A 25,472-nucleotide genomic window follows, 5' to 3' on the forward strand; every position below is an offset into this window, starting at 1 on the left:
CAGGAGGTAGCTTTAATTAGTCCCCAGTCCCAATCCCTTTTTTAACCATTCCCCTCAAACCCTGGATATAAGGTCATGCCACCATCTACAAACAGTGTTATACCGTTAACATAATCAGAGTCATCAGAAGCCAGCCAAACTGCTGCTTTGGCAATATCGTCTACATCACCCACCCGTTTTGCTGGAATTAGTTTTAGTAAATTCGCCTCTGCTTCTGGGGTGTCCCAAGCTGATTTATTGATTGGAGTTTTGATTGCACCAGGAGCAATACTATTAACGCGAATTTTGTGGGGAGCAAGTTCTTGAGCAATACTTTGCATCATCATATTAATGCCACCCTTACTAGTAGCATAATTAACGTGCCCTGCCCAAGGAATTACTTGATGCACTGAACTCATGCAAATAATTTTACCTGCCGCAGATGAAATCTCAGGTTTCACACCGCGACGCAAGAACTCCTTTGCAGCTTCTCGCGCACACAAGAATTGTCCTGTCAGGTTTATTCCAATGACCATGTTCCAATGGTCGAGAGTCATATCGATAAATGCTGAGTCCTTTTGAACACCCGAATTACTTACTAAAATATCAATAGTGCCAAATTCCTCAAGGGTTTGGCTGAACATCGCCTTTACCTCGTCTTCTTTGCTGACATCGGCTTGAATGGCGATCGCTTCCCCGTTAGCAGCTTTGATCTCATCAACAATTTTTTGAGCTTGTTGGGCTTCCGAATGGTAGTTAACAACTACTGCTGCACCTGATGAAGCCAAATGACGAGCTATAGCTTCACCAATCCCAGAACTAGCACCTGTCACCAGTGCTTTTTGACCTTTAAGCAGGTTAGGAGAATAGCTCATAATACTTTCTCAGAATTTTTGTTTGCTATGTATTTTTTCAGAGTTTGAGAATATATGATACTGGAAACCGATGATTGAGTCAAAATTGAACCAAGCTGTCGGACATTTTATGTCATATATATGTAGAACATATGTAGAACATATGTACAACTTACACATTTGCTTATGTGTTTAATTTTTTAAAGCTATTTGTGTGATTCTGGCATCACTTTAGAGGTTTGTGATAGAGAGCGCTTCTAACTGTTGGAGTAATAAACATCTCTATCTAAAGAGTTATGGAAATTTCATAACAATTTTCTTATTTAGTGAAATCTTTAAGCATGAAGTCAGTGGGGCGTCTTTCTTAACTAGGAGATAAATTTTCTGAGAATTGCAAATTTATGATGTAAACTTATCTATACAAGATTTTGGCTCCTGAAAAGTAACCGATTACTAAGAATATTTATAAATCTATCAAAATGCATATATTTTTGTGTAGAGATTTTTTTAATATAAAAATTAATAATTATATAGATATAGGTAGCAATAAATCAATAAATTATTTGTATAGAAGTTACCCTAAGACAGTAGCTTTTTGCTCTATCTTTTAGATATTCCTTGTGAGAAATTCTAGATTTTTGGAAGTATTTGCATTAAAAATCTTCAAACATTCAATACTGAATTTGATTTTTACCAAAATAAGTAATCACAGCGTCTAGATACCCCAAGGAAAAAGCGATGTTCGCCTTACCTCTCAATAGTCAGAATCTACCGTACCCTGACCCGATGCACCCGATCATCGTTCACTTTGTGATTGCGATGGTGTTTTTTTCTTTCTTTTGCGATGTTGTCGGCTATTTTACCCGCAATGTGCGTTTATTTGAGGTAAGTTTCTGGAATATGTTTGTTGCTGCGATCGCCATTTTTCTAGCGGTTATATTTGGTCAGTTTGAAGCGGGTTTAGCGAACATTAATGCATCTGTGCAGCCAACGCTGAATTATCATACTATATTGGGTTGGTCACTTGCGGGGATTGTCGCGGCGATCGCAGCTTGGCGTTTTGTGATTCGCAACCGCAGCCCCCACAAAGTACCACCTGCTTATTTAGGTGCGGCAATGTTTTTAATTTGTCTGGTGTTCGTGCAAGTGTATCTAGGGAGCAAACTGTTTTGGGTATATGGGCTACATGTAGAGCCAGTCGTTGAAGCGATGAAGAAGGGAGTCTCACCATGAACTCGCAGCTCATTGACCAGTTAGGATTGAAGCTGGGTGCTAACGGGCTACCCTACGAGATTCCAATACATCCGCAACTGGTGCATCTGACACTGGGTTTGTTCATTCTCGCCCTCCTCTTTGATATCGCAGGCACATTTTTTCCTCTAGAAAAACCGATTTTTAAATTTCTAGGTGTTCCTGCTATCCGTACAGGCTTGTTCGATGTTGGCTGGTATAATCTGCTGGCAGCGGCAACTGTCACTTTTTTCACCATTGCAGCCGGATTTTTCGAGTTACTGCTAGCAAACCCAGCAGTCAATCAAAAAAGTGTTTGGGGTTTAAGCGCCCCTTTAACAATGCTTTTACATGGTTTGGGTGGCGTGTTGCTGTTGGGGATCATCGTGGCAATGACTGTGTGGAGAGGCTTACAGCGCTATCGCTGGCGCAAAGATTCACCAAGGCAGGTGCAGTGGAGTTACTTGTTGCTAGGCATTGCGGTAATCGGCATTTTATATGTTCACGGAACATTGGGGGCGCAATTGGGAGAAGAGTTTGGGATTCACGTTACTGCTGCAAAATTGCTCCAAGAGAACACAAACCCGAATTTGCTGCCCAAATAATCAAACGAACGAGAAGCACTTTGACTTTATGTTTAGATTTTTAGAATATTTACTAATAGCTGGTTATATCGCAGTGCTGCTCGTTATCAGCCATTGGATTGGACAGCAAGCCTTCTCCTGGATGCCTCTTCAAGCCACCGCAGAAGCAAAAAAAGTAGATGATTTGTTTAGCTTCTTAGTTTCAATCGGAGCTTTCATCTTGCTTGGGCTTGTTGGCATGATGCTATATTCGGTACTTTTCTTTCGTGCATCCAAGGATGACTACAGCGAAGGACACCCTTCTAGAGGCGATGTAAGACTAGAAATTCTCTGGACAGCAACCCCAACTCTGCTGGTGTTGTGGATTGGTTTTCAAAGCTTCAATATTTATCAGCAATTAAATATTTTGGGTTTGGGACAAATCGTGCATTTGCATCTGCCTTTAGAATCACAATCAGCTAACGCGGCAATAGTCAGCGACGTTCCTAAACCTGCTTCTGAAACTATTGATGTTTTCGCTAAACAGTGGGAATGGTCTTTCCGCTATCCAAATAATGTTACGAGTAATCAATTACACCTCCAGGTAAATCGCAGCACCCGCCTGAATATGCACGCTCAGGATGTAATCCACGGTTTCTACGTCCCTGAATTCCGCTTAAAACAGGATATTGTTCCTAAACGCGACATTGACATTGTGCTAACGCCGATTCGCACGGGCAAATATAAGCTGAAAGATTCTCAATTCAGCGGTACTTACTTTGCTTTGATGGAGGCGGATGTATATGTTGAATCTGTTGAAGCATATAACCAGTGGTTCGCCCAAACGGCTAGCGAACCCACGGCTATAAAAAATCAGGCAGTAGCTGAACATATCCAAGCACCAAAGACATTATTTAAGAGCGGCTGGTACACTGTCGCACCCTCTCAACCAGCTGTAGCGAATGAAAGGAAGGTAAGTAATGACACATGATTTCAGTGAAGCGATCGCCGAGGATAGAGAGCCTCTTGATGGCTGGCGGCAATATCTCAGCTTCAGCACCGACCATAAGGTTATTGGTGTTCAATACATGCTGATGACGTTTATTTTCTTCTTGATTGGCGGGCTGTTGGCGATGATCATTCGTGCCGAACTGCTCACCCCCGAATCAAATCTGGTTGATCGCCCCCTTTATAACGGCTTGTTCACCATGCACGGGACAATCATGATTTTCCTGTGGATTATCCCGTTTAATGCTGGTCTTTCTAACTACCTAGTGCCGTTAATGATTGGAGCGCGGGACATGGCGTTTCCTTTACTTAATGCCATCTCTTTTTGGATTCTTCCACCAGCAGGTATTTTGCTAATATCTAGCTTCTTCGTACCCAATGGTTCTGCACAGGCAGGTTGGTGGTCTTATCCACCAGTCAGTCTTCAGTTTCCGCCTGGTCAATTGATTAACGGTGAATTCATTTGGATCGTCAGTCTAGTATTGATCGGCATCTCTTCGATCATGGGGGCTGTCAACTTTGTGACTACCATCTTTTGGATGCGGGCACCAGGGATGACGTTTTTTCGGATGCCTGTGTTTGTTTGGTCGGTTCTCAGCGCCCAGTTGTTGCAGCTGATTAATTTACCAGCCCTAACAGGTGCATTGATACTACTGATGTTTGACCTCGCTTTCGGTACGCAATTCTTTAAACCTGAAGAGAATGGCGATCCGATCATCTACCAGCATTTATTCTGGTTCTACTCCCACCCAGCAGTTTATATCATGGCGCTACCAGCCTTTGGTATTTTTGCGGAGGTGATCCCAGCTTTTTCGCGCAATCCCCTATTTGGCTATCGGTCAGTTGCGATCGCCTCCTTAGGTATCGCTTTTGTCAGCATCTTTGTTTGGGTGCATCACATGTTCACCAGTGCCACCCCTGGCTGGATGCGGATGACTTTCATGGCCACCTCAATGTTAGTTGCCATACCTACTGGTGTTAAGGCGTTCGCTTGGACTGCTACTATCTGGAAAAGCAAGCTGCATTTAGAAACACCAATGCTATTTGCTATGGGGGGTGCAGCCATGTTTATTTTCGGTGGCGTTACTGGTGTGATGCTGGCTGCAACGCCATTTGATATTCACGTCAACAACACTTACTTTGTAGTCGGTCACTTCCACTACATCGTCTTCAACACAATCACGATGGCAATCTTCGCAGCCATTTATTATTGGTTTCCCAAAATAACTGGAAGGATGTACGCTGAGGGTTGGGGCAAGCTGCATTTCTGGCTGACCTTTATCCCTGCTAATATTACCTTCTTCTCCATGCACCCATTAGGTTTGCAAGGGATGCTGCGCCGAGTCTCTTCCTACGATCCACAATATCAAGGATGGAACGTTATCGCTAGTCTAGCCGCCTTCTTGCTGGGAGTATCGACTCTCCCCTTTATTGCTAACATGGTAGGTTCCTGGCTATACGGGCCGAGGGCAGTTGATAATCCTTGGCACGCTACCGGTCTGGAATGGACAACCTCTTCACCACCTCCGCGAGATAACTTTGCAGAGATTCCGATTGTGACAAAACCCCCTTATGACTATGGCGATCCAAAATACTCACTCATCCAAAACTCTGATAATGGTGAGTAAGGATAAAACACCTTTTACTAAGGACAAGCAGGATAACCAATGCCCAATGCCCAATACTTCTCTACGAGAGGCTGCGCCTTAAGCGTAGCTATGCCGCAGGCTTTACGACTACGCTCAGTACAAGTGCCCCATGCCCTAATTGAGTTATGCAACCTCGTCCCATTCATCTAGATGAAAGTCCGATCCGTTTTGAAAACTGGCGGCGACGCCTACCAAATTGGTTGCAGCGCTTCCTACCAAGTGGTGGTGGAAACCATGAAGATCAGCATGGTAAAGGGATGTTCGGGTTTACCGTGTTCCTGCTATCAGAGAGCATCATCTTTTTGAGTTTTATCTTTACATATGTTGCTCTGCGATTAACGACATCTAATTGGCTACCACCTGGTATTTCCGGGCCGGAATTATCTACTTTTGTGATTATTAACACGGTGATCCTGCTTTCTAGTAGCTTTGTCATTCAACCAGCAGAAAATGCTCTCAGACATAACAAACTAAAGAAATTTCGCTGGCTGTGGCTGATGACAATTGTCATGGGAAGCTACTTTTTAATTGCTCAAATAATTGAATGGAAAAACCTCGACTTCAAGCTGACTACGGGACTAGTTGGTTCTACATTCTACCTGCTGACCGGCTTCCACGGTCTGCACATTCTTGCAGGTGTTGTTCTCCAGATCATTATGCTTGTCCGCTCATTCATTCCGGGTAACTATAACAAGACTCACTTTGGTGTGAGTGCAGCCACTTTATTTTGGCACTTTGTTGATGTAGTTTGGGTGTTCTTATTTTCACTTCTCTACATTTGGCACGCATAAAAATATTCAGAAATTAAGTCTTTTAAGGAGTAGTTTGATGAATTTATTATTGCAAGAATTACCAGCCTCAGAGCTAGCGCCAAAAACAGTTCAAGAAAGTCAGCCACCAAGTACAGCCCAAGAAGATCCATTAATTGCTCACAATTTACAGAAAGGGCAGTATGTTGGGATTATCGGACTAGGGATCGCCTTAATTGCGGCTGTGGGATTTTTTAGTCGCCGAGTTGAATACGCTATTGCATTCGCTGTGATCCTTAGTGTTCTTTTGATTGCTTTCTTTATATTCATCTAGGAGAAGCTCGGATTAATTAAACATCCTACTTTCACAATATTTGGAAGAGATTCTATGAACAGCCCAGTTTATCAAACTGTAATTATCGGTGGTGGCTTTACGGGACTAATTACAGCCTTACACTTAGCTCACGAACATTATCCTCGCTCTGTGATCTTGATCGATAAAAACGAGCGCTTTTGCTTTAAACCGTTACTCTATGAATATTTCGATGGCGAGATGGATACCTTCCAAGTAGTCCCACGTTTTTCAGAATTACTTAAAGGTAGTGGTGTCATCTTTGTTCAAGATACAGTGCAGTCGATAGACTTGGAGCAAAAGGCAGTCAAATTAACTTCTGGAAATTCCTACAACTACAGCAATTTAGTATTAGCCTTGGGTAGCGTTACTACCTATCATCAAGTTGAGGGAGCCAAAGAAAATGCCTTTCCTTTCTGGACGCAAGAAGATGCGATCGCTCTGGAGCGGCATTTACGCGATTGTTTACATAAAGCAATCCAAACCGATGATCCAGAACAACGCCGGAAACTGTTAACAGTAGTCGTAGTTGGTGGTGGTTCTTCCGGCGTGGAAATGGCAGCAACTTTAGCTGATTTTCTCCCACTTTGGTATAGGGCTTTGGGAGGCAATTCTGATGAAATCCGTGTGATTCTACTCAATCATGGTCAAAAAATCCTTGATGGCGATATTAACGATCCACTACGCCCAATTGCTGAGAAAGAATTACAAAAACGCACTCTACAAATTGAAATGCTTACGGGAGCCGAAGCCACTGCTATTCGTCCCAACGCAGTTGAATTTAAGCGCAATCAACAAATTGAGACATTAGCAACACATACTACAGTCTGGACAGCTGGCACTTCCACCCATCCACTAATTAAAGATTTGGCAATTCCCAAAGAACATCGGGATCATCAAGGTCGCCTCCTAGTCACTCCTACCATGCAACTGCTCGACTTTCCAGAAGTTTTTGCAGGCGGTGACTGTACAGCAGTTCAGGATAATTTGCAACCACCTACAGCCCAAGTAGCTCATCAACAAGGGGCTAATATTGCCAGTAATTTGAAAGCATTAGCGTTAGGAGAAGAACTCAAACCGGCTAAGATTAATATCCGGGGAACCCTTTTGAAATTGGGGCTAAAGGATGCTGCTGCTAACTTATTCAATGTTTTTGAAGTTGCAGGCGAACCCGCACATTTAATCCGTCAAGCCACTTATTTAACGCTATTACCAACACCAATTCATGATTTCAAAGCCACAACTGAATGGGTAGATGAAAAGATTTTTCACCAGCACCTCGACCCTCAAGATGTAGGTAAAAAAGTGGCGCAAGCAGTGGAATTAGTTGGTGCTGGAGTTGTAGGGGTTTTAGTTGCCAGAAAATTACTGAAAATGTTGGGGGATGAAGAAAAAAGGGACTAGTGGGACTTAAACAAAACAAAGAAGTAAAAAAGACTATAATGCTTAAATAGCACAGCTTTCACGTTGAAAGAAGCTCATGAAAGAAACTACCCCCGCAGGCATCGCCTTCTATTGCCTGTAAGTCTGCATCTTCAACCTGAATAATTTCCATTATCAATCAATTAATGCTTGTATTTGGGTTGCAAGTTCATTGGTTAAAGTTTCTATTTTTCCTGAGCGGGTGCGCGTAGGAGGATGTCTTGGTGATTGAGGAGTTTAGCGATCGCTTCTCGTTGAAAGTTGTGCGGGGGGAAAGTGGTTAAGGTTTGAAAGTATTCATCAATCATCATTGATAAAATAGAATAGGATAAATTTTGATGTTGTTCAGTCATCAATTGTGAATTTTAAAATTTATACCATGCTTTTTACTGATTACTGATTCTGCGAGGAATTATGCTGCTAACTGAACGTCGCGCCGATCGAGTAGTTCTCTACAATATCAGTTGGCAACAATTTGAAAATTTATTAGTAGACTTAGGTGAAAGTCGTGCAGCTAGAGTAGCTTATGATGATGGCGCTTTAGAGATTATGACACCATTACCAGAACATGAATATTACAAGGAAATCATTGGTGACATCATCAAAGATACAGCTGAGGTTTTAGAGCTAGATTATGAGTGTTACGGCTCAATTACCTGGAAACGAGAACTAAAAAAGGCTGGGATCGAATCTGATAATTGTTTTTATTTCCAAAATGAAGCCTTAATTCGAGGTAAACTCAAGTTTGATTTAAATCAAGACCCACCTCCAGATTTAGCTTTAGAAATTGATGTTACCAGTAAATCTTTAGATCGCTTTCCCATCTATACACGATTAGGTGTACCTGAAATCTGGTCTTATGACTCTGGAGAAATCAAAATTTACCAGTTGCAAGGAGAGGAATATCTGAAAAGGGAAACAAGTTTAGTGTTTCCTAATCTGAATATTCAAGAGATTCCATCACTAATTGAAAGATACCGCATGGCAGGAAGACGGGTTTTCCGACAAAAAATTAGGGAATGGGTTAGGGGGCAGATGGGTTAGACTAGCAGCAGAAGTTTCCTCAATTGCCCATTTGTTACCCTCAAATAGTAGGGGCTGAGGAAAAGGTAAAGGGGAAAAGGAGCCTTATTGATGAATACGCCTACTCATACCAATGTACAGGTGCAAAAAATTCGAGCCATTGGATTAACGGTGACAAACTGCGATCGCTCTTTGGATTTCTATACGCAAGCACTCAGTTTTGAACTCGTTTCCGACATCACTGTTGAAGGACAAGATTACAGCGACCTGCAAGATGTAACTGGGGCAAAAATTCGCATTGTTACCTTGCGACTTGGAGATGAACTAATCAAGTTGATGGAGTATCTCAACATTAAAGGAAAACCCATCCCCAGCGATTCACAAAGCAATGACCTGTGGTTTCAACATCTGGCAATTGTGGTGAGTGATATAGATCGCGCCTATGCACAAGTGCGTTCATTTCCCATTCAACCCATTTCAATTGCTCCACAGACAATACCACCTGATAATGAAGCATCTGCTGGAGTCCGCGCCTTTAAATTTAAAGACCCTGATGGTCATAATTTAGAGTTAATTTGGTTTCCTCCTGATAAAGGAAAAGATAAATGGCATCAAAACAGGAATCGCTTGTTTTTGGGAATTGATCATAGTGCGATCGCCATTTCTAACACCGAGCAGAGTCTAAAATTTTACCGCGACCTTCTGGGAATGCAGGTAGATAGCCGCAGTCTTAACAGGGGTGAGACGCAAGCTTGGATGGATGATTTACCAGGAGCCGAAGTCAGAATTACAGGTTTGCGACCACCTGAAGATGGGGTGGGAATTGAACTTTTAGATTACATTACGCCTGCAAACGCTCGTCCAATACCGAGTGACTGGAAAAGTTGTGATATTACACATATGCAAATTGAGTTAGTCGTAAATGATATTGAGCAAATTGTAGATAGGCTGCGGCAAAACGGGGTTCAGTTTGTGTCATCGCGGGTTGTGCAGTTTACTGATAGCTCATTACCTGATCAGCAAGGTTGTTTAGTTAAAGATCCGAACGGACACACAATATTGCTAATTGCAGAATGATGTAAGTGAAATTATCGCTGCTCAAAGAAGCGCTTATTCTTAACTTTTCGAGAAAAATCTTTGCAATGTATAATCATGAAATTAGCGTGAAAATATCATCTTGAGTGCGATCGCTAATATTGCAACTCTAATGCATTTTCCAAAACAGCATTATACAGCCCAATCGCCAGCTTCGCACCGAAAAGACCATCGTTGAAATATATAGCTTCCTGCTGAAATTGGCAAAGGTATTGCTAATACTACGCTTGCTTTATTATTCCTCAATTGATGCTTCTTGCTGCGAGAAATTTGCTAACTCCGATGCTAAGGTTTCTTCCAATAGGTCTACAATTGCGTGTGCATCAGTAGGGGACTTCATTATTTCCGCTTCCGGGTCAGAGCGATTTTTAACATTCGGAAGATCTTGGCGTAATTCCTCAAGCAAACTGATAAGTTTAGCAATTTTCTGCTCAGAGAGCAGATTGAGTTGAAGGCTAAGTTGTGCCCGTTGCTCCGCTAACTTTTCTTGTCGCTCTTGTTTAATCAATACCCCTGTTGTCACCAACAATGAACCCGTAGTTAATGAAAATTGTAACCAAGGAAATGGAAATTCCTCAAATTTTGGTACACCTAAGCGTCGTGGTAAGACATTGGGTGTTACCCACAGAATAATTGCAAGCAGAATGCTATACAGAAATACAGGACGACCAAAAAAAACGGTTACCGTTTCTACAATCCGTTGGTGTTGTGGGACATTTTTTTCGGAACGTCTGTGCAATGCGATGATAGTCTCAATATTTTGACTAATAGATTCCGGTAAGGGGGCAGTAGGCAGAATGTTTTGACGAGGTATTTGAGACGATACTTGCGGTGAGGCAGTTGGAGTCTTGGCGGCTCCCGTCGAGTCCGAACTGCCGAACCCGGAGGGTGAATCACTTGGATTTGGTTGATTGTTGGTTTGCATTGGGAGTCTAACGTTATGAATGATTCCTTCAACTTATTAACTTAAATTTTGACTACAAAACTATACTTGACTGTACGACAAATCGGTGATTCCGACATCTGCTAATCGCACTTCTATATGGAAGTAAATTTTATCTATTAATACGTATACTGAAGTGATAATTTGTTTTAGTACTGAAGAAAGTTATTAGCGATCGCTACGCCCGCCGTACTCCTACGGAGAAGCAAGCTACGCATAGCGTCTGGTAAAGAAGGCATCCTACCTTTTTTCGCTAACCTCACTGTTAGAGCCTTGCTTCCCGTCAGAGACATCGCAAGACTTGCTTAAAATGCTGCAATTCCTGCATTTTAAGCAAGCTTTAGCTAAAGCGACAGGATTGCTCTATAGTCTGAGTCTCTTCGAGTTGCACCATTATCAGAACAGCTGGCACATCGCCTACTGTTCCAGATAAGTGACCTTTATGACCTTGCGCGTCTGCTTTCGTGCCTTGGTCTTCTCCAAATGAAATTTCGCCAGGACCCATCTCGACTCGCTGGCCGTCCATAGTCTCCACAAACCAGCGTCCTGACAGTGGGATAATCCACTGAGGCTTCGGGTTTTCATGCCAGTTTCCAACCCATCCCACGGGTAGCACAGTAAAGGTGATTGTCGCACCAGACTGCTTCAACTTAGAAAGCCACTGGGGCGAGGTATCCGGGGCTATGCCTTTTTCGATGAAGTCCTCAATTTGACAACGGGACTGGTGACTTATACCGTCGTAGTCAGTCCAGACGTGCCAGTAGTCAATTGTTGGCTTGTGTGATGAATTATTTTGCATAAAAATGGCTCTTTTTTATTGTGGAAAATCTTATCCAAAATGTATTGCCAGTGGCTCATGAGCGGCTACCAAGCTCGTCTGAAGCCATAGTGGATAGCCAAAGCGTTGAAACCATAACTATGATACATCTTGCCGTCGGCTACGATGCAGCCTGTCAAAGTTCAATTGACTGACAACAATTTTCAGCCAATCTTCACCCACAATTCGTTGTTCCAGACAAACCAAAACCGATGGTTTAACTTCCCCTTTCACGAGGCTGATGTCAAACAATCCTGTAACGGTTCCTTCCCTAATGTACAATCCACACAGATGTTAGGATACTCTTCCTTAAACAAGTTAATGAAGTGAGCAAGCCCGTAATTACCTATAGTTTGGCTTGCGCTAACTTGAGTACACCCTGTTTCAAGTCCTTGTACTTCCTAAAAGTCGTCCTATACCAAGTGGCTGAAAAAGTTGCGATGTCGCAGGCATTTCAGACGAAAATGCACCAGGGACTAAAACTGCGATACCTTTTTTGCCAGACCAAGGCGTAGGTTGCTTCCCCAAAGGGTACAAGCTTGACTACGAAATGCTAACGCAACCAACAATTAAGCAGTAAATAAAATTATTCTTGCAGACGAGCAATTACCAGTGCATAACTTCAATTTTCTTAACAGAAGTCAGGAGTTATTTTTTCACACATCACGCGCTTTGAAAAAATTATAGATAGCAAGGGCAATGGCTAAAACCAACACTACATGAATTAAATTTCCGGCAATATGAAGTGCCAGCCCTAATCCCCAAAAAGCAATCAGTACAACAACGATACCCCAAAGTATACTAAACATATATTTGCTCTGAGTCAAGTAAGTTTTAATTTGTTCATATATTTTACTCCCTAACTTCACTTTGATTCTATTTGCCCTAAGAAAGGTTTATAAATTTAAATCATCTTTCTTGCTCAAGAAAATTAATTAAAAATCAGTAGATCGAAAAATAAATGAAATTTGACGTAATCATAGGGGTTTCAGGCGACGTTATTGGGGCTTTCCATGATCACCACAAGCTATCGCTCTACTCGTCCATCCAGAGCATAGGTGCTTGAAAGGTAGATTAGAAGGTGATTTCAGCAGATAGTGTTCCCCAGGTGAAATGAAGGGCTGAATAGGCTTCTGGAAAACTTTTCCAGCTATGGGTTGAAGTTCAACTTCCGATAGATTAGTGAAACTAGACAACATTATTCTTGCGGTGGCGTTGATTATAGCCTCCTAAATTTTTGTCAAGTCTAAATATTGACATCCAAGCTAAATCATGAAATAAGCAGTTTAGTTTCTCTATATAGCAGTCCTAAATCATTTGTAAAAATAAATTAACCGCAGAGGCGCAGAGAGCGCAGAGAGAGGAATCGGAGATTTTCACGACTCATACCAAGTTGTGATATATAGTATTATTTGCTTTCAAGCTAGTCCAGCATCGCTTAGATTCTAAACAATACTAACTTTGGCAACTTGGTATCATTTAGGATTGCTATATGATCTTTTCTATGTTTTATATTGTTATTGGCTCTTAGCTTGAAATTACGTCAACTCTTGCTCTGGTTAGGGTTGAGAATTCTGTTGATTTTTTGGGTAAAAGCACACGTATTCAAGTGGCTCAACTGGTTGAAGGATTAAGGTTATGCTGCAACATCTGATCACTCAACAACATTATTTCCTATTGAAGCTTTTCTCGGCACTGGGCTGTGGGTTGATAGCCGGAGTCTTCTTCGCCTTCTCGTCCTTCGTGATGAACGCCCTTGCCCGACTTCAGCCAGCATGGGGCATTGCCGCCATGCAATCGATCAATATCACGGTGATCAATCCGTTGTTTATGGCAGTGTTCTTGGGAACGGCTGCGGCTTGCATCCTTCTTTTTGTCTCCTCGCTATTAAAATGGCATCAACCTGATGCCGCCTACTTGCTCGTCGGCAGCTTGCTCTACCTTGTTGGTACATTAGGCGTGACAATCGTGTTCAATGTGCCGCTCAACGAAGCCTTGGCGAGAGTCGAGCCGGACAGCACCATAGGCGCGAGCCTCTGGTCTGGCTACCTTGCCAACTGGACAATCTGGAATCACATTCGGGCGGCAGCAGCGCTAGCAGCAGCGGCATCGCTCACGATCGCGCTCTGTTATCGAGCGGCGCAATCATAATATTGTGTGGTTAAAGCGGCTTGTGGCAACATCCAATAGCAAAGCACAAATTTTATGAGTCTGCCATTCCCTTGCTACCTTTTGAAGAAAAAACGGTAAAACTTAGGTTGGCCAAGCTTTTTGCGCCATGCCTCCATGTAAGTGTAAAACACTGGAGTCAGATAGAGAGTCAATATCTGAGAGAACAGCAATCCACCAACGATCGCAATTCCCAAAGGCCGACGCGCTTCTGAACCTACTCCCGTCCCCAGAGCAATCGGGAGTGTCCCAATTAAAGCTGCCATCGTCGTCATCATAATTGGACGGAAGCGAATCAAGCAAGCGGCATAGATGGCATCAAAAGAATTTTTCCCTTCCTTTCGCTGCGCTTCTATGGCAAAGTCCACTAGCATAATGCCATTTTTCTTGACAATGCCTACTAGCAGGATGATGCCGATGAAAGAGTAAAGATTTAAATCAACCTGGAAAATCAGCAGCGTCAGTAATGCCCCAAAACCCGCCGAAGGCAAACCGGAAAGAATTGTGATCGGGTGAATAAAATCCTCATAGAGGATACCGAGAATCAGATAGATTACTAAAATAGACACTAACAACAGCACGCCTAAATCGTTGAAGGACTGTTGAAAGGTTTGGGCTGAACCTTGAAAGCTGGGGGTAATTGTTGAGGGTAGCACCTCACTGGCTGCTTGCTTAATAGCATCTGTGGCCTGACTTAGAGACGTTCCTGGAAGAGTGTCAAAAGAGATAGTTGCAGAGGGAAGTTGAGCAACGTGAGTGACAGTGAGGGGGCCGACATTCTGGGTGATATTAGCGATCGCACTCAGGGGAACCTGTTTTCCAGTACTCGATTGCACATAAAGCATCGATAGGGCACTGGGATCTCGCTGAAACTCTGGTTTCACTTCTAAGATTACATAAAATTGGTCATTTGGGGTATAAATAGTGGAAACCTGGCTAGAACCATAGGCGGCGCTGAGGGTTTGTTCAACTTGTTGGGCGGTAATCCCAAGAGTTGCGGCTTTGTTGTGGTCAACTTGGACTTGGATTTGAGGAGTGCTGAGTTGTAAATCGCTGTCAACATCCCGGAGTCCTGGTAGGGTTTTGACTTTATCCACAAGTTTAGGAACGTATTGGCGCAGCTCTTGCAAATTCAAGCTCTGCAATGTGAACTGATAAGTAGAATTAGTTTGTTGACCACCTATGGGAATAGCTGGCGGAGAGCGGAGGAATGTTTTAATCCCAGTTGTCCGTCTCAACTTCGGGGTTAGCTCTTGAATGATTTGGTCAGCACTCAGTTGACGTTGAGAACGTGGCTTGAGCCGAATCGTAATTCGCCCGGAGTTGACCGATGCGTTAGGGCCACTTGCACCTACAATCGAGTCAACTGCTTCAATGTTGGCGTCTTTACGAATGATGTCAACAACCGTTTGCTGGTGGCGGCGCATATCATCAAAAGAAATATCTTGAGCTCCTTTGGTGTTCGCCATCAGTTGTCCAGTGTCTTCTGTGGGAATAAATCCTTTGGGAACGATGATGAACAGATAGACGGTCATTACCAGCAGAATGCCAGAACCAATGAGTGTCATCAGGCGGTATTTTAAGACAGGCTTGAGCGTCCAATCATATCCTTGCAGTAGTAAATCAAATGCCCGTTCTGAAACTCGATACACCAGATTTGGTCTTTGCTGATGGGATGAAGTTAAGAAGCGACTGCACAACATTGGTGTGAGACTGAGGGAAACAAAACCCGAAACCAAAATTGCCACAGCGATCGTCACGGCAAATTCATGAAATAATTTACCGATTATTCCACTCATAAACATGATCGGGATGAACACCGCCACTAGGGAGAGGGTCATTGACAAAATTGTGAAGCTGATTTCCTTTGATCCCTTCAATGCCGCGTCTAGGGGAGATTCGCCCATTTCCCGATAACGGACGATATTTTCCAACACGACGATCGCATCATCCACGACAAAGCCCACGGAGAGGGTCAACGCCATTAGTGAGAGGTTGTCTAGGGAGAAGCCCGACAGATACATTACAGCAAAAGTGCCAATAATCGCTACAGGTAGTGCCAAACTGGGAATTAGCGTCGCAGTTATGTCACGCAAGAATAAGAAAATCACCAAGACAACTAGACAAACCGAGAGAACCAAGGTAAACTTTACATCGTTGACAGAGGCTCGGATTGTTTGGGAGCGATCGTACATAATTCCCATCTGAATCGATTTGGGAACTTGTTCGCGGAGTGTAGGTAAAAGTTTCTGGATAGCATCAACGATATTTACAGTGTTGGCTCCCGGCTGCGGCTGCACGGCGAGAACAACGGAATGGCGGTTTGTCACCTTGCGATCGCTATATAAATTTGAGACTTTGACGTTTTGTTCACTGTCAATCACCTGCCCCAAATCTTGGAGCCGCACGGGCGCACCATTTTTGTAAGTTACAATCAGCTGGCGATAGCTGGCAGCATCGGTGAGTTGACCGTTCGCCTGAATCGTATAATTTTTGTAAATGCCAGAGAGACTGCCGGTTGGCAAGTTGACATTTCCCTGTTGAATTGCAGTTTTCACCTGAGTTAGACCAATTCCCCTCGATGCTAACTCTCGCGGGTCAAGCTGGACGCGGACTGCATATTGCTGTTGACCAAAGACCTGTACCTGAGCAACACCATTAATCATCGAGATTGGTTGACCAACTGTTACCTCTGCGTATTCATCTACTGTCGAGATTGGCTGTGTCTCAGAATACATATAGAGGAAGAGAATCGGTGAGACAGACGGGTTAACTTTGCGGTAGGTGGGTGGGTGAGGCATTCCGGCGGGGAGTTGTCCGGCTGCTGCTGAGATGGCTGCCTGTACATCTTTTGCGGCATCCTCAACTCTGCGGCTAAAGTCAAATTGTAAAGAGATGTTGGTGCTACCAGTTGAACTGGTGGAATTGAATGAATTGAGTCCGGCAATTTCGGTAAACTGTCTTTCTAGGGGGGCGGCGACCGAAGATGACATTGTTTCTGGGGTAGCACCAGGGAGACTAGCAGAGACAGAAATAAAAGGATATTCAACGTTAGGCAGCGCACTGATGGGTAACAGTAGATAACTCATGAGACCAAAGATGAGGATACCCATCATTACCAAGGTGGTCATGACCGGACGACGAATGAAGAGTTCTGAAAGGTTCATGGGTTTTGTTCTCCCAGAAATGTGGTGGGGATGGGACGAACCGCAGAGGCGCAGAGGACGCAGAGAGAAGAAAGAAATAAATGCTTGACTGTGTTGAGTTTTGACACAGGAGACAGAAAAAAACAGGTTTCAACACATATAGCACTCCTAAATCATTTGTAAAAAAGCCCTCCTGATTCTCCTCTCTGTGCCCTCTGCGTCTCTGCGCTTCGTAACTCATTTCGGATTGCTATAAAATTACGATCGCCCCCCAGTAAATGAAAATACCCGACGGAACTTAACTTGACTGAGCTTTTTCCGCCACGATTCCATGTAGATATAAAACACAGGAGTTAAATACAGGGTCAATATCTGAGAAAATACCAGTCCGCCTACAACTGCAATACCTAGAGGACGGCGGGATTCTGAGCCAGCCCCAAATCCGATCGCTATGGGTAAGGTTCCCATGAGTGCTGCCATTGTCGTCATCATAATCGGGCGGAAGCGCACCAAGCAGGCTTGATAAATCGCCTCAGATGGCTTTTTCGATTCATTTCGCTGGGCTTCAATGGCAAAGTCTACCATCATAATGCCGTTTTTCTTGACGATGCCCACCAAGAGAATTATGCCGATGAAGGAGTAAACATTCAGTTCGACATGGAATATTATCAGCGTTAACAATGCGCCAAAACCTGCTGAAGGCAAACCAGAAAGAATCGTAATCGGGTGAATGAAATCCTCATAGAGTACACCCAAAATCAGATAAATTACTAGGACAGCGATCGCTAACAGTAAACCCAAACTTGGCAGTGAACTTTGAAATACCTGGCTTGCGCCCTTAAAGTTGGTGCTAATGCTGGCAGGAATTACCTGATCAATCAGTTTTTCAATCTCTTGGTTGGCATTTCCCAAGGACACACCAGGGGCGAGGTTAAAGGAAATAGTGGCGGCGTTCATCCGACCGTTATGATTAACCATTAACGGGCTGACTCCTTGAGACAGTTTGGCGAATGTCTTCAGAGGAACTGCGACTCCAGTGCTGGAGTTAATGTACAATGTCAACAAAGCATTGATATCCTCCTGATACTGGGGTGCTAATTCCAAAATCACCTGATATTCATTGGTCGCTGCATAGATGGTTGATACTTGGTAGGAGCCGTAAGCATTTCTCAGGGTATTTTCGATTTGCTCGGCGGTGATCCCATAAGTTGAGGCTTTATCGCGGTCAATGTCAATTTGAATTTGGGAAGCAAACTGTAAATCGCTATTGACATCCTGGAGTTCTGCCAAGGTCTTCATCTTGACAACAAGTTGAGGAACATACTCCTGCAAGGGTTTGACATCAGAACTCTGGAGTGCTAATTGATAAAGTCCTGTACTTTGTTGAGCACCAATCGGAATCGCTGGGGGATTTTGTAAAAATACTTGGATGCCTGGAACAGTAGCGAGTTTGGTTCGCAAATTTTGAATGATTTCGTCAGCCCCAAGCTGGCGCTGCGATCGCGGTTTTAACCGAATAAACAAACTCCCGGAATTGGCTGCAACTGCTGCCCCACTGCCACTAGCACTGGCTCCCGCCCCGATATTAGAGTTGACTGCATCTACATTCGGGTCTTGGCGGATCAGGTTAGCAACTGTCTGCTGATGCTGGACAAGATTATCAAAAGATGCATCCTGGGCTGCTTGGGTAATGCCTGTAATTTGTCCGGTATCTTGGCTAGGAATAAAGCCTTTGGGAACTATCACCAACAGCCCAACTGTCACCGCGAATAGAAAGACAGATAAAATCATCGTGGTGCGGTGATATTTTAAGACTTTTTTCAGACTCCAATCGTACAGACCCAGCAAGCGATCAAACACATATTCGGAAGCTTGATATAAGCGACTTTGATGCGCATGATCCACAGGACGCAAAAAACGGCTGCACAACATCGGAGTCAGACTCAAAGACACAAAACCAGAGACGAGAATTGCAACTGCGATCGTCACAGCAAATTCATGAAATAATCGTCCCAGCACTTCACTCATGAACAACATCGGGATGAAGACTGCAACCAAAGAAAGGGTCATCGATAGAATTGTGAAACCAATTTCTCTCGACCCATTCAACGCCGCTTCTAAGGGACGTTCCCCCATTTCCATGTGACGGACGATATTTTCCAGCATGACGATCGCATCATCCACTACGAAGCCCACAGAAAGGGTCAACGCCATCAGCGACAAGTTATCTAGTGAGTAATGCAGCAAATACATTACTGCAAAGGTGCCAATCAGCGAAACGGGTAATGCCAAACTGGGAATCACCGTCGCCGAGAGGTTCCGCAAAAATAGGAAAATCACTAAGATAACTAAACCAATGGTCAGAATCAACGTAAATCTGACATCATCCACTGAATCTCGAATCGACTGAGATGCATCATAGAGAATCCCAATTTCCACGGATGCCGGAATCTGGCTTCGCAAATTCGGGAGCAATTTCTTAATCGTGTCTACGACTTGTACCGTATTGGTTCCGGGCTGTCTTTGAATGGTGAGAATAATCGCGCGGGTATTGTTGTACCAGCTTGCTACCTTGTCATTTTCTACACTGTCAATTATCCGCCCCAGTTGATTGAGATAGATGGGCATTCCATCTTTGTAAGACACAATCAGCTGGCGATAAGCAGCCGCATCTTGGAGTTGCCCGTTAGTCTGGACTGTAAAATTCTTGTGATTTCCCGAAAGACTGCCGGTAGGCAAATCGACGTTACCCTGTTGAATCGCCGTCGCTACCTGATCTAACCCAATTTGCCGCGTTGCCAATTGCTGCGGATCAAGTTGAATTCGAGCCGCATACTTTTGGGAACCGTAAACAGCTACCTGTGCTACCCCATTAATTGTAGATAGCTTTTGCGCCAGATAAGTCTCAGCATAATTGTCTACCTGGGAAAGGGGGAGAGTGGGAGAGTCCAGGTAAAGGTAGAGAATTGGTTGATCTGCGGGGTTAACCTTGCTGTATGTAGGAGGATTGGGTAAATCCGTCGCAATTTGCCCCGATGCTCCCGATATCGCTGCTTCCACATCTTGCGCCGCATCATCAATATTCCGACTCAGGTTAAATTGCAGGGTAATTTGAGTCTGTCCCAGAGTGCTAGTTGAGTTGAGCGAATCGAGTCCAGCAATGCTGGAAAATTGCTTCTCTAGGGGACGGGCAACCGATGCTGCCATCGTTTCGGGGCTGGCTCCTGGTCGGGAGGCACTTACCTGAATTGTGGGATAATCCACACTTGGTAAATCGCTGATTGGCAGCAAGCGATAACTCATGAAACCGAAGATTAAAATCGCCGCCATCACCAGAGTTGTCATGATCGGGCGACGGATAAATGGTTCTGAGAGGTTCATGAATCACCTCCGCCTGAGTTCGGGCGTTCTCCCCCCTGCTGCCTGCCCCCTGCCCCCCTTCCTCTTCTTGCATTTGAGTCATTGCCGGCTGTTTTGATGCGGATTTTGCTACCTGAAACGAGATTCGCTTGACCATCGGTGACAATTTTATCGCCTGGTTGCGGCCCTTTCTCAACCACATCTAGCCCCTGAATGGTGCTGCTAACTGTAACTGGAACATTTTCCACCGTCATATCTGGTTTAACTACAAAGACAAACTGCCCATCCGGGCCATTCTGTACGGCTTGGCTGGGGACAACCGTTGCATTCGGTTGTTCAGTCAGCGTTAGCGTTGCGTTCACAAATTGACCGGGAAATAAGTGTCCCTGAGTGTTGTCAAAGTCGCCAATCAGTTGAATTGTCCCCGTGGTGTTATCGACCGTATTATTGACAAATGCCAAAACACCTGGTAATGGATGAGCTTGATTATCGGGGAACGTTACATCTACCTTCAGCTTGCCATTCTGCATATACTTTTGTACTTGGGGCAGATTTGTTTCGGGAATCGAAAAAGCAACTTGAATCGGGCGAATTTGGCTGATGGTTACTAGTGGAGTCGTGCTGTTGGCTTGCACCACATTGCCCAGAGTCACCAGAATATTGCCAGCGCGACCATCAATCGGCGCATAAATTTTGGCGTAAGATAATTGCACTTTGGTATTGTCCAATGCTCCCTGGTCGGAACGGACAACGGCTTGAGCATTAGCGATCGCAGCTTGATCGCCCTGAACAACAGCTCCGGCATTAGTCAGCGCCACTCGATCGCTTTTCAAAACTGCCTCAGCATTAGCGATCGCTTCTCGATCTGCTTGTAGGGTTGCTGTACTTGCCTGACTGTTGGCAACATATTGCTGTGCTTGATCCAAGCTGATAGCGCCCTTTTTGTACAACGTACCATAGCGATCGCTCTGTCCTTTGGCAAATTTTTCTTGGGCTTGATCCTTGGCCAAAGTCGCCTGAGCTTGTCGTACCAAGGCTTGGTCTTTGATTAAAGTCGCTTTAGCTTGGTCTACCTGACCCAAATCTCTAGCTAATGTAGCTCTTGCTTGTTGTACCGAGGCTTGGTCTTTCGCTACAGTTCCTTGCGCTTGCTGGATTGCAGCAGTTTGCGATCGGTCATCCAGGGTAAACAAAAGTTGTCCCTTTTTCACATCTTGACCTTTCTTGAAATAAACTCCAATGATCCGTCCACTAGCTTCGGGCGTAATCGATACTGTAGACCCCGATTGCACATTGCCAATCGCCTGCAATTGTACCGGAACCGTTTTTTGTGTCACCATTGCCACAGTTACAGGTGTTACTTGCTGCCGATTACGCCCAGATTTTTCAGTTTTGTCTGACTTGGCTGCACCTGCATGGATACCCAAAAAACCCAGCCCAGCCAGCAATATCACCCCCAAAATTACCAAACTAATCTTTCTTGGCGAGCGTGGTAGCTCTGGTTTTATACTGTTCTCAGTCAAATCGTTAGAAATTTCATGGTTCATCAGAACCTCCACTGGATTTTAGTTTATTAAAAACAGAATTCAGTATGATAAAACTTAAGTAAAATATCTCTCAAACTCTCATTTCTCCGTGTCCTCTGCGCCTTAGCGGTTCGTTATTCCGTGCTCATTGATTCTGATTTTTTTTCAATACTTACTTAGCTGCTGCTGTAGAAGTTTGAGAGCTTGTTTTTCTATCTGCCGGACTCGTTCCCGACTAATACCCATCCGCTGACCAATCTGTTCTAGAGAAAGTTCGTGTCCGTCTGTCAAGCCAAAGTGTAAATTTAATATTTCTTGTTGTTGGTGAGGCAAATTTGACAATAAATTTTCAACCTCCTGATTGAGAGATTCCTTAGTAGTATAGCCATTATCAGAATATCTGTAATCTTCTATTAAGTCTTCTAATTTTATATCTTTATCTAACCCAACTTGAATATCGAGAGAGATAGTTTTACGAGCCAAAAGTAGAAATTCTCTAATCTTACTAGGCTCTAAAGAAAGGGCATTAGCAATTTCCGTACTGGTGGGAACGCGACCCAGTTTTTGAGATAACTCTCGCTGAACACGCTTAATTTTGTTTAACTTTTCATTGATGTGAATGGGTAATCGAATCGCTCGTCCTTGCTGGGCGAGCGCTCTGGTAATTCCTTGGCGAATCCACCAGTAAGCGTAGGTTGAAAACTTGTATCCTAGAGCCGGATTGAATTTCTCAACCCCTCTCTCCAAACCCAAAGTACCTTCTTCAACTAAATCCATAAACTCTAAGTTACGTCTTTGATATTGCTTGGCAATTGACACCACAAGCCGGAGATTAGCCGTCATCATTTTCTGCTTGGCTTTTTTTCCTTGATTTAGCTGCCGAAGTAGTTCCTGTTCACTTAACTGCATCTGGTTAGCCCATTCTGGCAGTGTGGGTGTACGCTTTAATTCAATAGCAAGTTTTTTTGATTCAGCAAGTATTGTGATCATTTGCTGAATTTGTTGGGCAAAAATAATTCCTTGTTCCTGCGTTAACAGAGGTATCCGGCCAATTTCTTGAAGATAGCTACGGACTGTATCAGTTGTAAATTGAGATGCTTTGCTTGTATTACTAGCTTTGGTATCTGGCAATGTTAAGTTACTCATAGTAAGTTAGCTTCTGCCTATTAATTAGGGGATTTTTTATTAGGGAAAAACCGCAGATAGTGACTCGATGAGCCATAAAGGTTTTTATAAAGAAACCAGGTATCAAGGACTAGCTCCAAAAGAGCAATCAACACCCAAATTGCTAGAGAAACAATTACAGGTAGACTGAGATCTGGAAATTTTCTTTGTAAATCGATAATGCCAAATAACAGCAAAAATAGGAGCGAAACTCCCAGGAGAAAGGACAACTTGACGATCGCGAGAATGAAACGGCTCATCTCTAGAATGCGATTGTAAAGCCTGGAAAATCCCTCCACGATTTCTTCGATGTTATTGATGACAAGTAAAATTTGTTGTCGGTGCAGATGGGTAGCTAAGGAGCATTGTTGCTGCACTTGCGCCCATTCATCTTCATTCTTGAAATTATCTAAAAGCTTATCCAAAGGTAGCACCTGGGAGCTAGTTGACCAAATTGGTAAATCCTTTAAATGCAAGGGAACTAAATAGTTAATCAGCGCTATCAGAGTTTCATCAAAATGACTGAGTTCGGAAGGAAGAGACTGAGTTAGACGAATAAGTTGGTCTATCTGAATCTGAAGTGTATAGTAGTCCTCATGCTGCCTTTGAGCGATCAACTGACTATTAAACGTCAGGAAAACAATTAACACCCCCAATAAAGCAGCTAGGGACTGGGATACAGCAGAAAAGAATTCAATCGCCACCTGTTTAGGCACTGTCAGCCAGGGGGCGTTTTCCCGCATAGCAAAAACCAGAGTGACAACAAATACAAGCCCGATGATCGCTAGCTGATGGTAGGTAACAGTAGTTATGACTGTCCGCACCAAAGGAGTGTTACTGAGTCGAACCAGGACTTGCAGACCTGGGACTGGTTCACAAATTTGAAGTCGTTGAGCTTTGCGGGTTGACATGATTGAAAGTGGCGATAGTAGATATTCTCAAGAGTATCCCTATACTTATTGCCCACGTTGTAAACTTACATGATTGGCCTCCGACTGAATCAATTTGCTCAGGTCAGCAACCGCCCTAGCATACTGAGGATCAGCTAATGTCCCCAAGGTTCGGTTTTGCACCAATGCTTTCTGTTGTGCCTTGGTTAACTCCACAGTAATATCGGGTGCAATGCCGATATGATTGATATCTCGACCTTTCGGTGTGTAGTATTTGGCGATCGTTAGTTTCAGCGCCGAACCATCAGAAAGTGGCTCTACGGATTGAACTAAACCTTTACCGAAGGTGCGAGTCCCTACTAACCTGGCGCGGTTGTCATCTTGCAGCGCTCCCGACAGAATTTCGCTGGCGCTGGCAGACCCTTTATCGACTAGTACCACTAAGGGTTTGTTGGTGAGAGGATGTCCCGCCGCATTGTAGCTATCTTTAACTTTGTCTCGATTTACCAAAGACACGATCGCCCCTTGCTTCAACCACATACTGGCAATTTGCAAACTCGCATCCAGCAGTCCACCTGGGTCGGAACGTAGATCCAAAACATAGCCCTGCACCTGCTGTTTTTCTAATGCTTGAATTGCTCGATGCATCTCTACAGCCGCCGTTTGCGTAAATTCTGGCAAACGGATGTAACCAATCTTACCTGCTGGCGTTGTTTGCGTGTTGTAAGTTACAGGATGGATAGCAATATTTGCGCGGGTAAGTTTGAAAGTTTGCAATTGGCTACCCCGTTGAATCGTGAGTACTACCTTGGTTCCCACCGGGCCGAGAATCCGCTTAACGGCATCCTCAATTTTCATTCCCTGAGTTATTTGACCGTTAATCTGGATAATTACATCGTCGGGCAAAATACCCGCTTTAAAAGCAGGCGTTCCTTCAATCGGGGCGACAACGGTTAAGGCTTTGGTTTTTTCATTCTCTGCCAGTTCCAACCCTACACCACTGAGGTTGCCAGAAAGGTCGTTATTTAGAGCTTGAAATTCCTGGGGGTCGAAAAACTCCGTGTAGCGATCACCTAATTTAGCCACCATTTCTTGAATCGCCCCATAAGCCTGCTTCTGGGAACTATAGGAGCGGCTAACATACTGCTGTCGAATTGCTTTCCAATCTTGATGGTTAAAGCTGACATCAACATAATTTTTATCTAGGATTTGCCACACCTCATCCACGAGTTTTTGGGGGCTAGCTTGGGGTTTACCTAGAGCTTTTGAAGCGTAGAAACTAGTTCCTGTGAGGATTGTTGCGATAACGGCGAGTTGTATCTTGACGATCAATTTTTGCTTGAACATACTTTAACTATTGAAGAATAATCCAGAATTCAGTAATACTTGAAGCGGGCGACTGAATACCCTACTGTCTCTCGTTTCCATGCTCTGCATGGAAACGAGGAACTACGAGGAACTAGAAAAGTTTCATATTTGGATAAGATTTTGATACTTTTATCAGCAATACTGTAATCTATATCCCGATAAAAC

At 43.9% G+C, this 25,472-nt stretch carries 22 protein-coding genes; 10 read left to right on the plus strand and 12 right to left on the minus strand.

Translation table 11 applies throughout. From position 1 onward, the window contains the following. Nucleotides 1-41: 41 nt before the first annotated feature. A complete protein-coding gene (locus tag V7K85_RS35250) occupies nt 42-854 on the minus strand; it encodes an SDR family oxidoreductase (RefSeq protein WP_334821184.1) in 813 nt (270 codons plus the stop codon). Nucleotides 855-1,571: 717 nt separating this feature from the next. Here V7K85_RS35250 and V7K85_RS35255 point away from each other — a divergent pair. The 7 genes from V7K85_RS35255 (at nt 1,572) to V7K85_RS35285 (ending at nt 7,788) form a co-directional block, all read left to right on the plus strand. Continuing rightward, the gene (locus V7K85_RS35255) at nt 1,572-2,066 is read left to right on the plus strand and encodes a DUF2231 domain-containing protein (protein WP_334821186.1); all 495 of its coding nucleotides are present in this window, start codon (nt 1,572-1,574) and stop codon (nt 2,064-2,066) included. After that, nucleotides 2,063-2,668 carry a DUF2231 domain-containing protein gene (locus tag V7K85_RS35260; protein ID WP_334821188.1) on the plus strand — a complete coding sequence of 202 codons (606 nt, stop codon included), beginning with the start codon at nt 2,063-2,065 and terminating at the stop codon, nt 2,666-2,668. The genes V7K85_RS35255 and V7K85_RS35260 overlap by 4 nt, the downstream gene beginning before the upstream one ends. Before the next feature lie 28 nt (nt 2,669-2,696). Continuing rightward, entirely contained in the window at nt 2,697-3,617 is a 921-nt protein-coding gene (locus tag V7K85_RS35265) for a cytochrome c oxidase subunit II (protein ID WP_334821190.1), read from the plus strand. Further along, entirely contained in the window at nt 3,607-5,262 is a 1,656-nt protein-coding gene (gene ctaD, locus V7K85_RS35270) for a cytochrome c oxidase subunit I (protein ID WP_334821192.1), read from the plus strand. The genes V7K85_RS35265 and ctaD overlap by 11 nt, the downstream gene beginning before the upstream one ends. Before the next feature lie 146 nt (nt 5,263-5,408). Then, nucleotides 5,409-6,074 (plus strand): cytochrome c oxidase subunit 3, encoded by a 666-nt coding sequence (locus V7K85_RS35275; protein WP_334821194.1) that lies wholly within the window; start codon nt 5,409-5,411, stop codon nt 6,072-6,074. 37 nt (nt 6,075-6,111) lie between these two features. After that, nucleotides 6,112-6,366 (plus strand): hypothetical protein, encoded by a 255-nt coding sequence (locus V7K85_RS35280; RefSeq protein ID WP_334821196.1) that lies wholly within the window; start codon nt 6,112-6,114, stop codon nt 6,364-6,366. Nucleotides 6,367-6,420: 54 nt separating this feature from the next. Further along, entirely contained in the window at nt 6,421-7,788 is a 1,368-nt protein-coding gene (locus tag V7K85_RS35285) for an NAD(P)/FAD-dependent oxidoreductase (protein ID WP_334821198.1), read from the plus strand. A 203-nt stretch (nt 7,789-7,991) separates the two neighbouring features. On the opposite strand, the gene V7K85_RS35290 is transcribed toward V7K85_RS35285, so the two are convergent. Then, nucleotides 7,992-8,159 (minus strand): hypothetical protein, encoded by a 168-nt coding sequence (locus tag V7K85_RS35290; RefSeq protein ID WP_334821200.1) that lies wholly within the window; start codon nt 8,157-8,159, stop codon nt 7,992-7,994. A gap of 61 nt (nt 8,160-8,220) precedes the next feature. Here V7K85_RS35290 and V7K85_RS35295 point away from each other — a divergent pair, with 61 nt between their 5' ends. Together V7K85_RS35295 and V7K85_RS35300 are read left to right on the plus strand one after the other, a co-directional pair. Continuing rightward, the gene (locus V7K85_RS35295; protein ID WP_334821202.1) at nt 8,221-8,850 is read left to right on the plus strand and encodes a Uma2 family endonuclease; all 630 of its coding nucleotides are present in this window, start codon (nt 8,221-8,223) and stop codon (nt 8,848-8,850) included. A 90-nt stretch (nt 8,851-8,940) separates the two neighbouring features. Continuing rightward, the gene (locus V7K85_RS35300; RefSeq protein WP_334821204.1) at nt 8,941-9,906 is read left to right on the plus strand and encodes a VOC family protein; all 966 of its coding nucleotides are present in this window, start codon (nt 8,941-8,943) and stop codon (nt 9,904-9,906) included. Nucleotides 9,907-10,159: 253 nt separating this feature from the next. Here the strand turns inward: V7K85_RS35300 and V7K85_RS35305 are convergent, their stop codons facing one another. The 4 genes from V7K85_RS35305 to V7K85_RS35320 all read right to left on the minus strand — a co-directional run bounded on the left by V7K85_RS35305 (nt 10,160) and on the right by V7K85_RS35320 (nt 12,493). After that, a complete protein-coding gene (locus tag V7K85_RS35305) occupies nt 10,160-10,849 on the minus strand; it encodes a DUF1003 domain-containing protein (protein ID WP_334821206.1) in 690 nt (229 codons plus the stop codon). Nucleotides 10,850-11,207: 358 nt separating this feature from the next. Then, on the minus strand, nt 11,208-11,666 hold the full coding sequence (locus V7K85_RS35310) for a cupin domain-containing protein (protein WP_334821208.1): 459 nt from the start codon (nt 11,664-11,666) through the stop codon (nt 11,208-11,210). Between the two features lie 117 nt (nt 11,667-11,783). Then, entirely contained in the window at nt 11,784-11,966 is a 183-nt protein-coding gene (locus tag V7K85_RS35315) for a hypothetical protein (RefSeq protein ID WP_334821210.1), read from the minus strand. Between the two features lie 374 nt (nt 11,967-12,340). After that, a complete protein-coding gene (locus tag V7K85_RS35320; RefSeq protein WP_334821212.1) occupies nt 12,341-12,493 on the minus strand; it encodes a lmo0937 family membrane protein in 153 nt (50 codons plus the stop codon). A gap of 829 nt (nt 12,494-13,322) precedes the next feature. Between V7K85_RS35320 and V7K85_RS35325 the strand changes: the two genes are divergently transcribed. Continuing rightward, nucleotides 13,323-13,835: an anthrone oxygenase family protein gene (locus V7K85_RS35325; protein ID WP_334821214.1), complete on the plus strand. Its 513-nt coding sequence runs from the start codon at nt 13,323-13,325 to the stop codon at nt 13,833-13,835. A gap of 74 nt (nt 13,836-13,909) precedes the next feature. Here V7K85_RS35325 and V7K85_RS35330 read toward each other — a convergent pair whose 3' ends face one another. The 6 genes from V7K85_RS35330 to V7K85_RS35355 all read right to left on the minus strand — a co-directional run bounded on the left by V7K85_RS35330 (nt 13,910) and on the right by V7K85_RS35355 (nt 25,286). Then, entirely contained in the window at nt 13,910-17,020 is a 3,111-nt protein-coding gene (locus V7K85_RS35330) for an efflux RND transporter permease subunit (protein ID WP_334821216.1), read from the minus strand. A 237-nt stretch (nt 17,021-17,257) separates the two neighbouring features. Continuing rightward, complete coding sequence (locus V7K85_RS35335; RefSeq protein WP_334821218.1) at nt 17,258-20,380, minus strand: efflux RND transporter permease subunit; 3,123 nt, start codon at nt 20,378-20,380, stop codon at nt 17,258-17,260. After that, nucleotides 20,377-21,906, minus strand: a complete 1,530-nt coding sequence (locus V7K85_RS35340; protein WP_334821219.1) for an efflux RND transporter periplasmic adaptor subunit — start codon at nt 21,904-21,906, stop codon at nt 20,377-20,379. Before V7K85_RS35340 ends, V7K85_RS35335 begins: the two co-directional genes overlap by 4 nt. A gap of 144 nt (nt 21,907-22,050) precedes the next feature. Further along, a complete protein-coding gene (locus V7K85_RS35345) occupies nt 22,051-23,031 on the minus strand; it encodes an RNA polymerase sigma factor, RpoD/SigA family (protein WP_334821221.1) in 981 nt (326 codons plus the stop codon). 20 nt (nt 23,032-23,051) lie between these two features. After that, the gene (locus V7K85_RS35350; RefSeq protein ID WP_334821223.1) at nt 23,052-23,960 is read right to left on the minus strand and encodes a hypothetical protein; all 909 of its coding nucleotides are present in this window, start codon (nt 23,958-23,960) and stop codon (nt 23,052-23,054) included. A gap of 45 nt (nt 23,961-24,005) precedes the next feature. Beyond that, nucleotides 24,006-25,286: a S41 family peptidase gene (locus V7K85_RS35355; protein ID WP_334821225.1), complete on the minus strand. Its 1,281-nt coding sequence runs from the start codon at nt 25,284-25,286 to the stop codon at nt 24,006-24,008. Nucleotides 25,287-25,472 lie beyond the last annotated feature (186 nt).

Origin of the sequence: Nostoc sp., assembly GCF_036917615.1 — a bacterium.
Lineage (GTDB): Bacteria > Cyanobacteriota > Cyanobacteriia > Cyanobacteriales > Nostocaceae > Nostoc.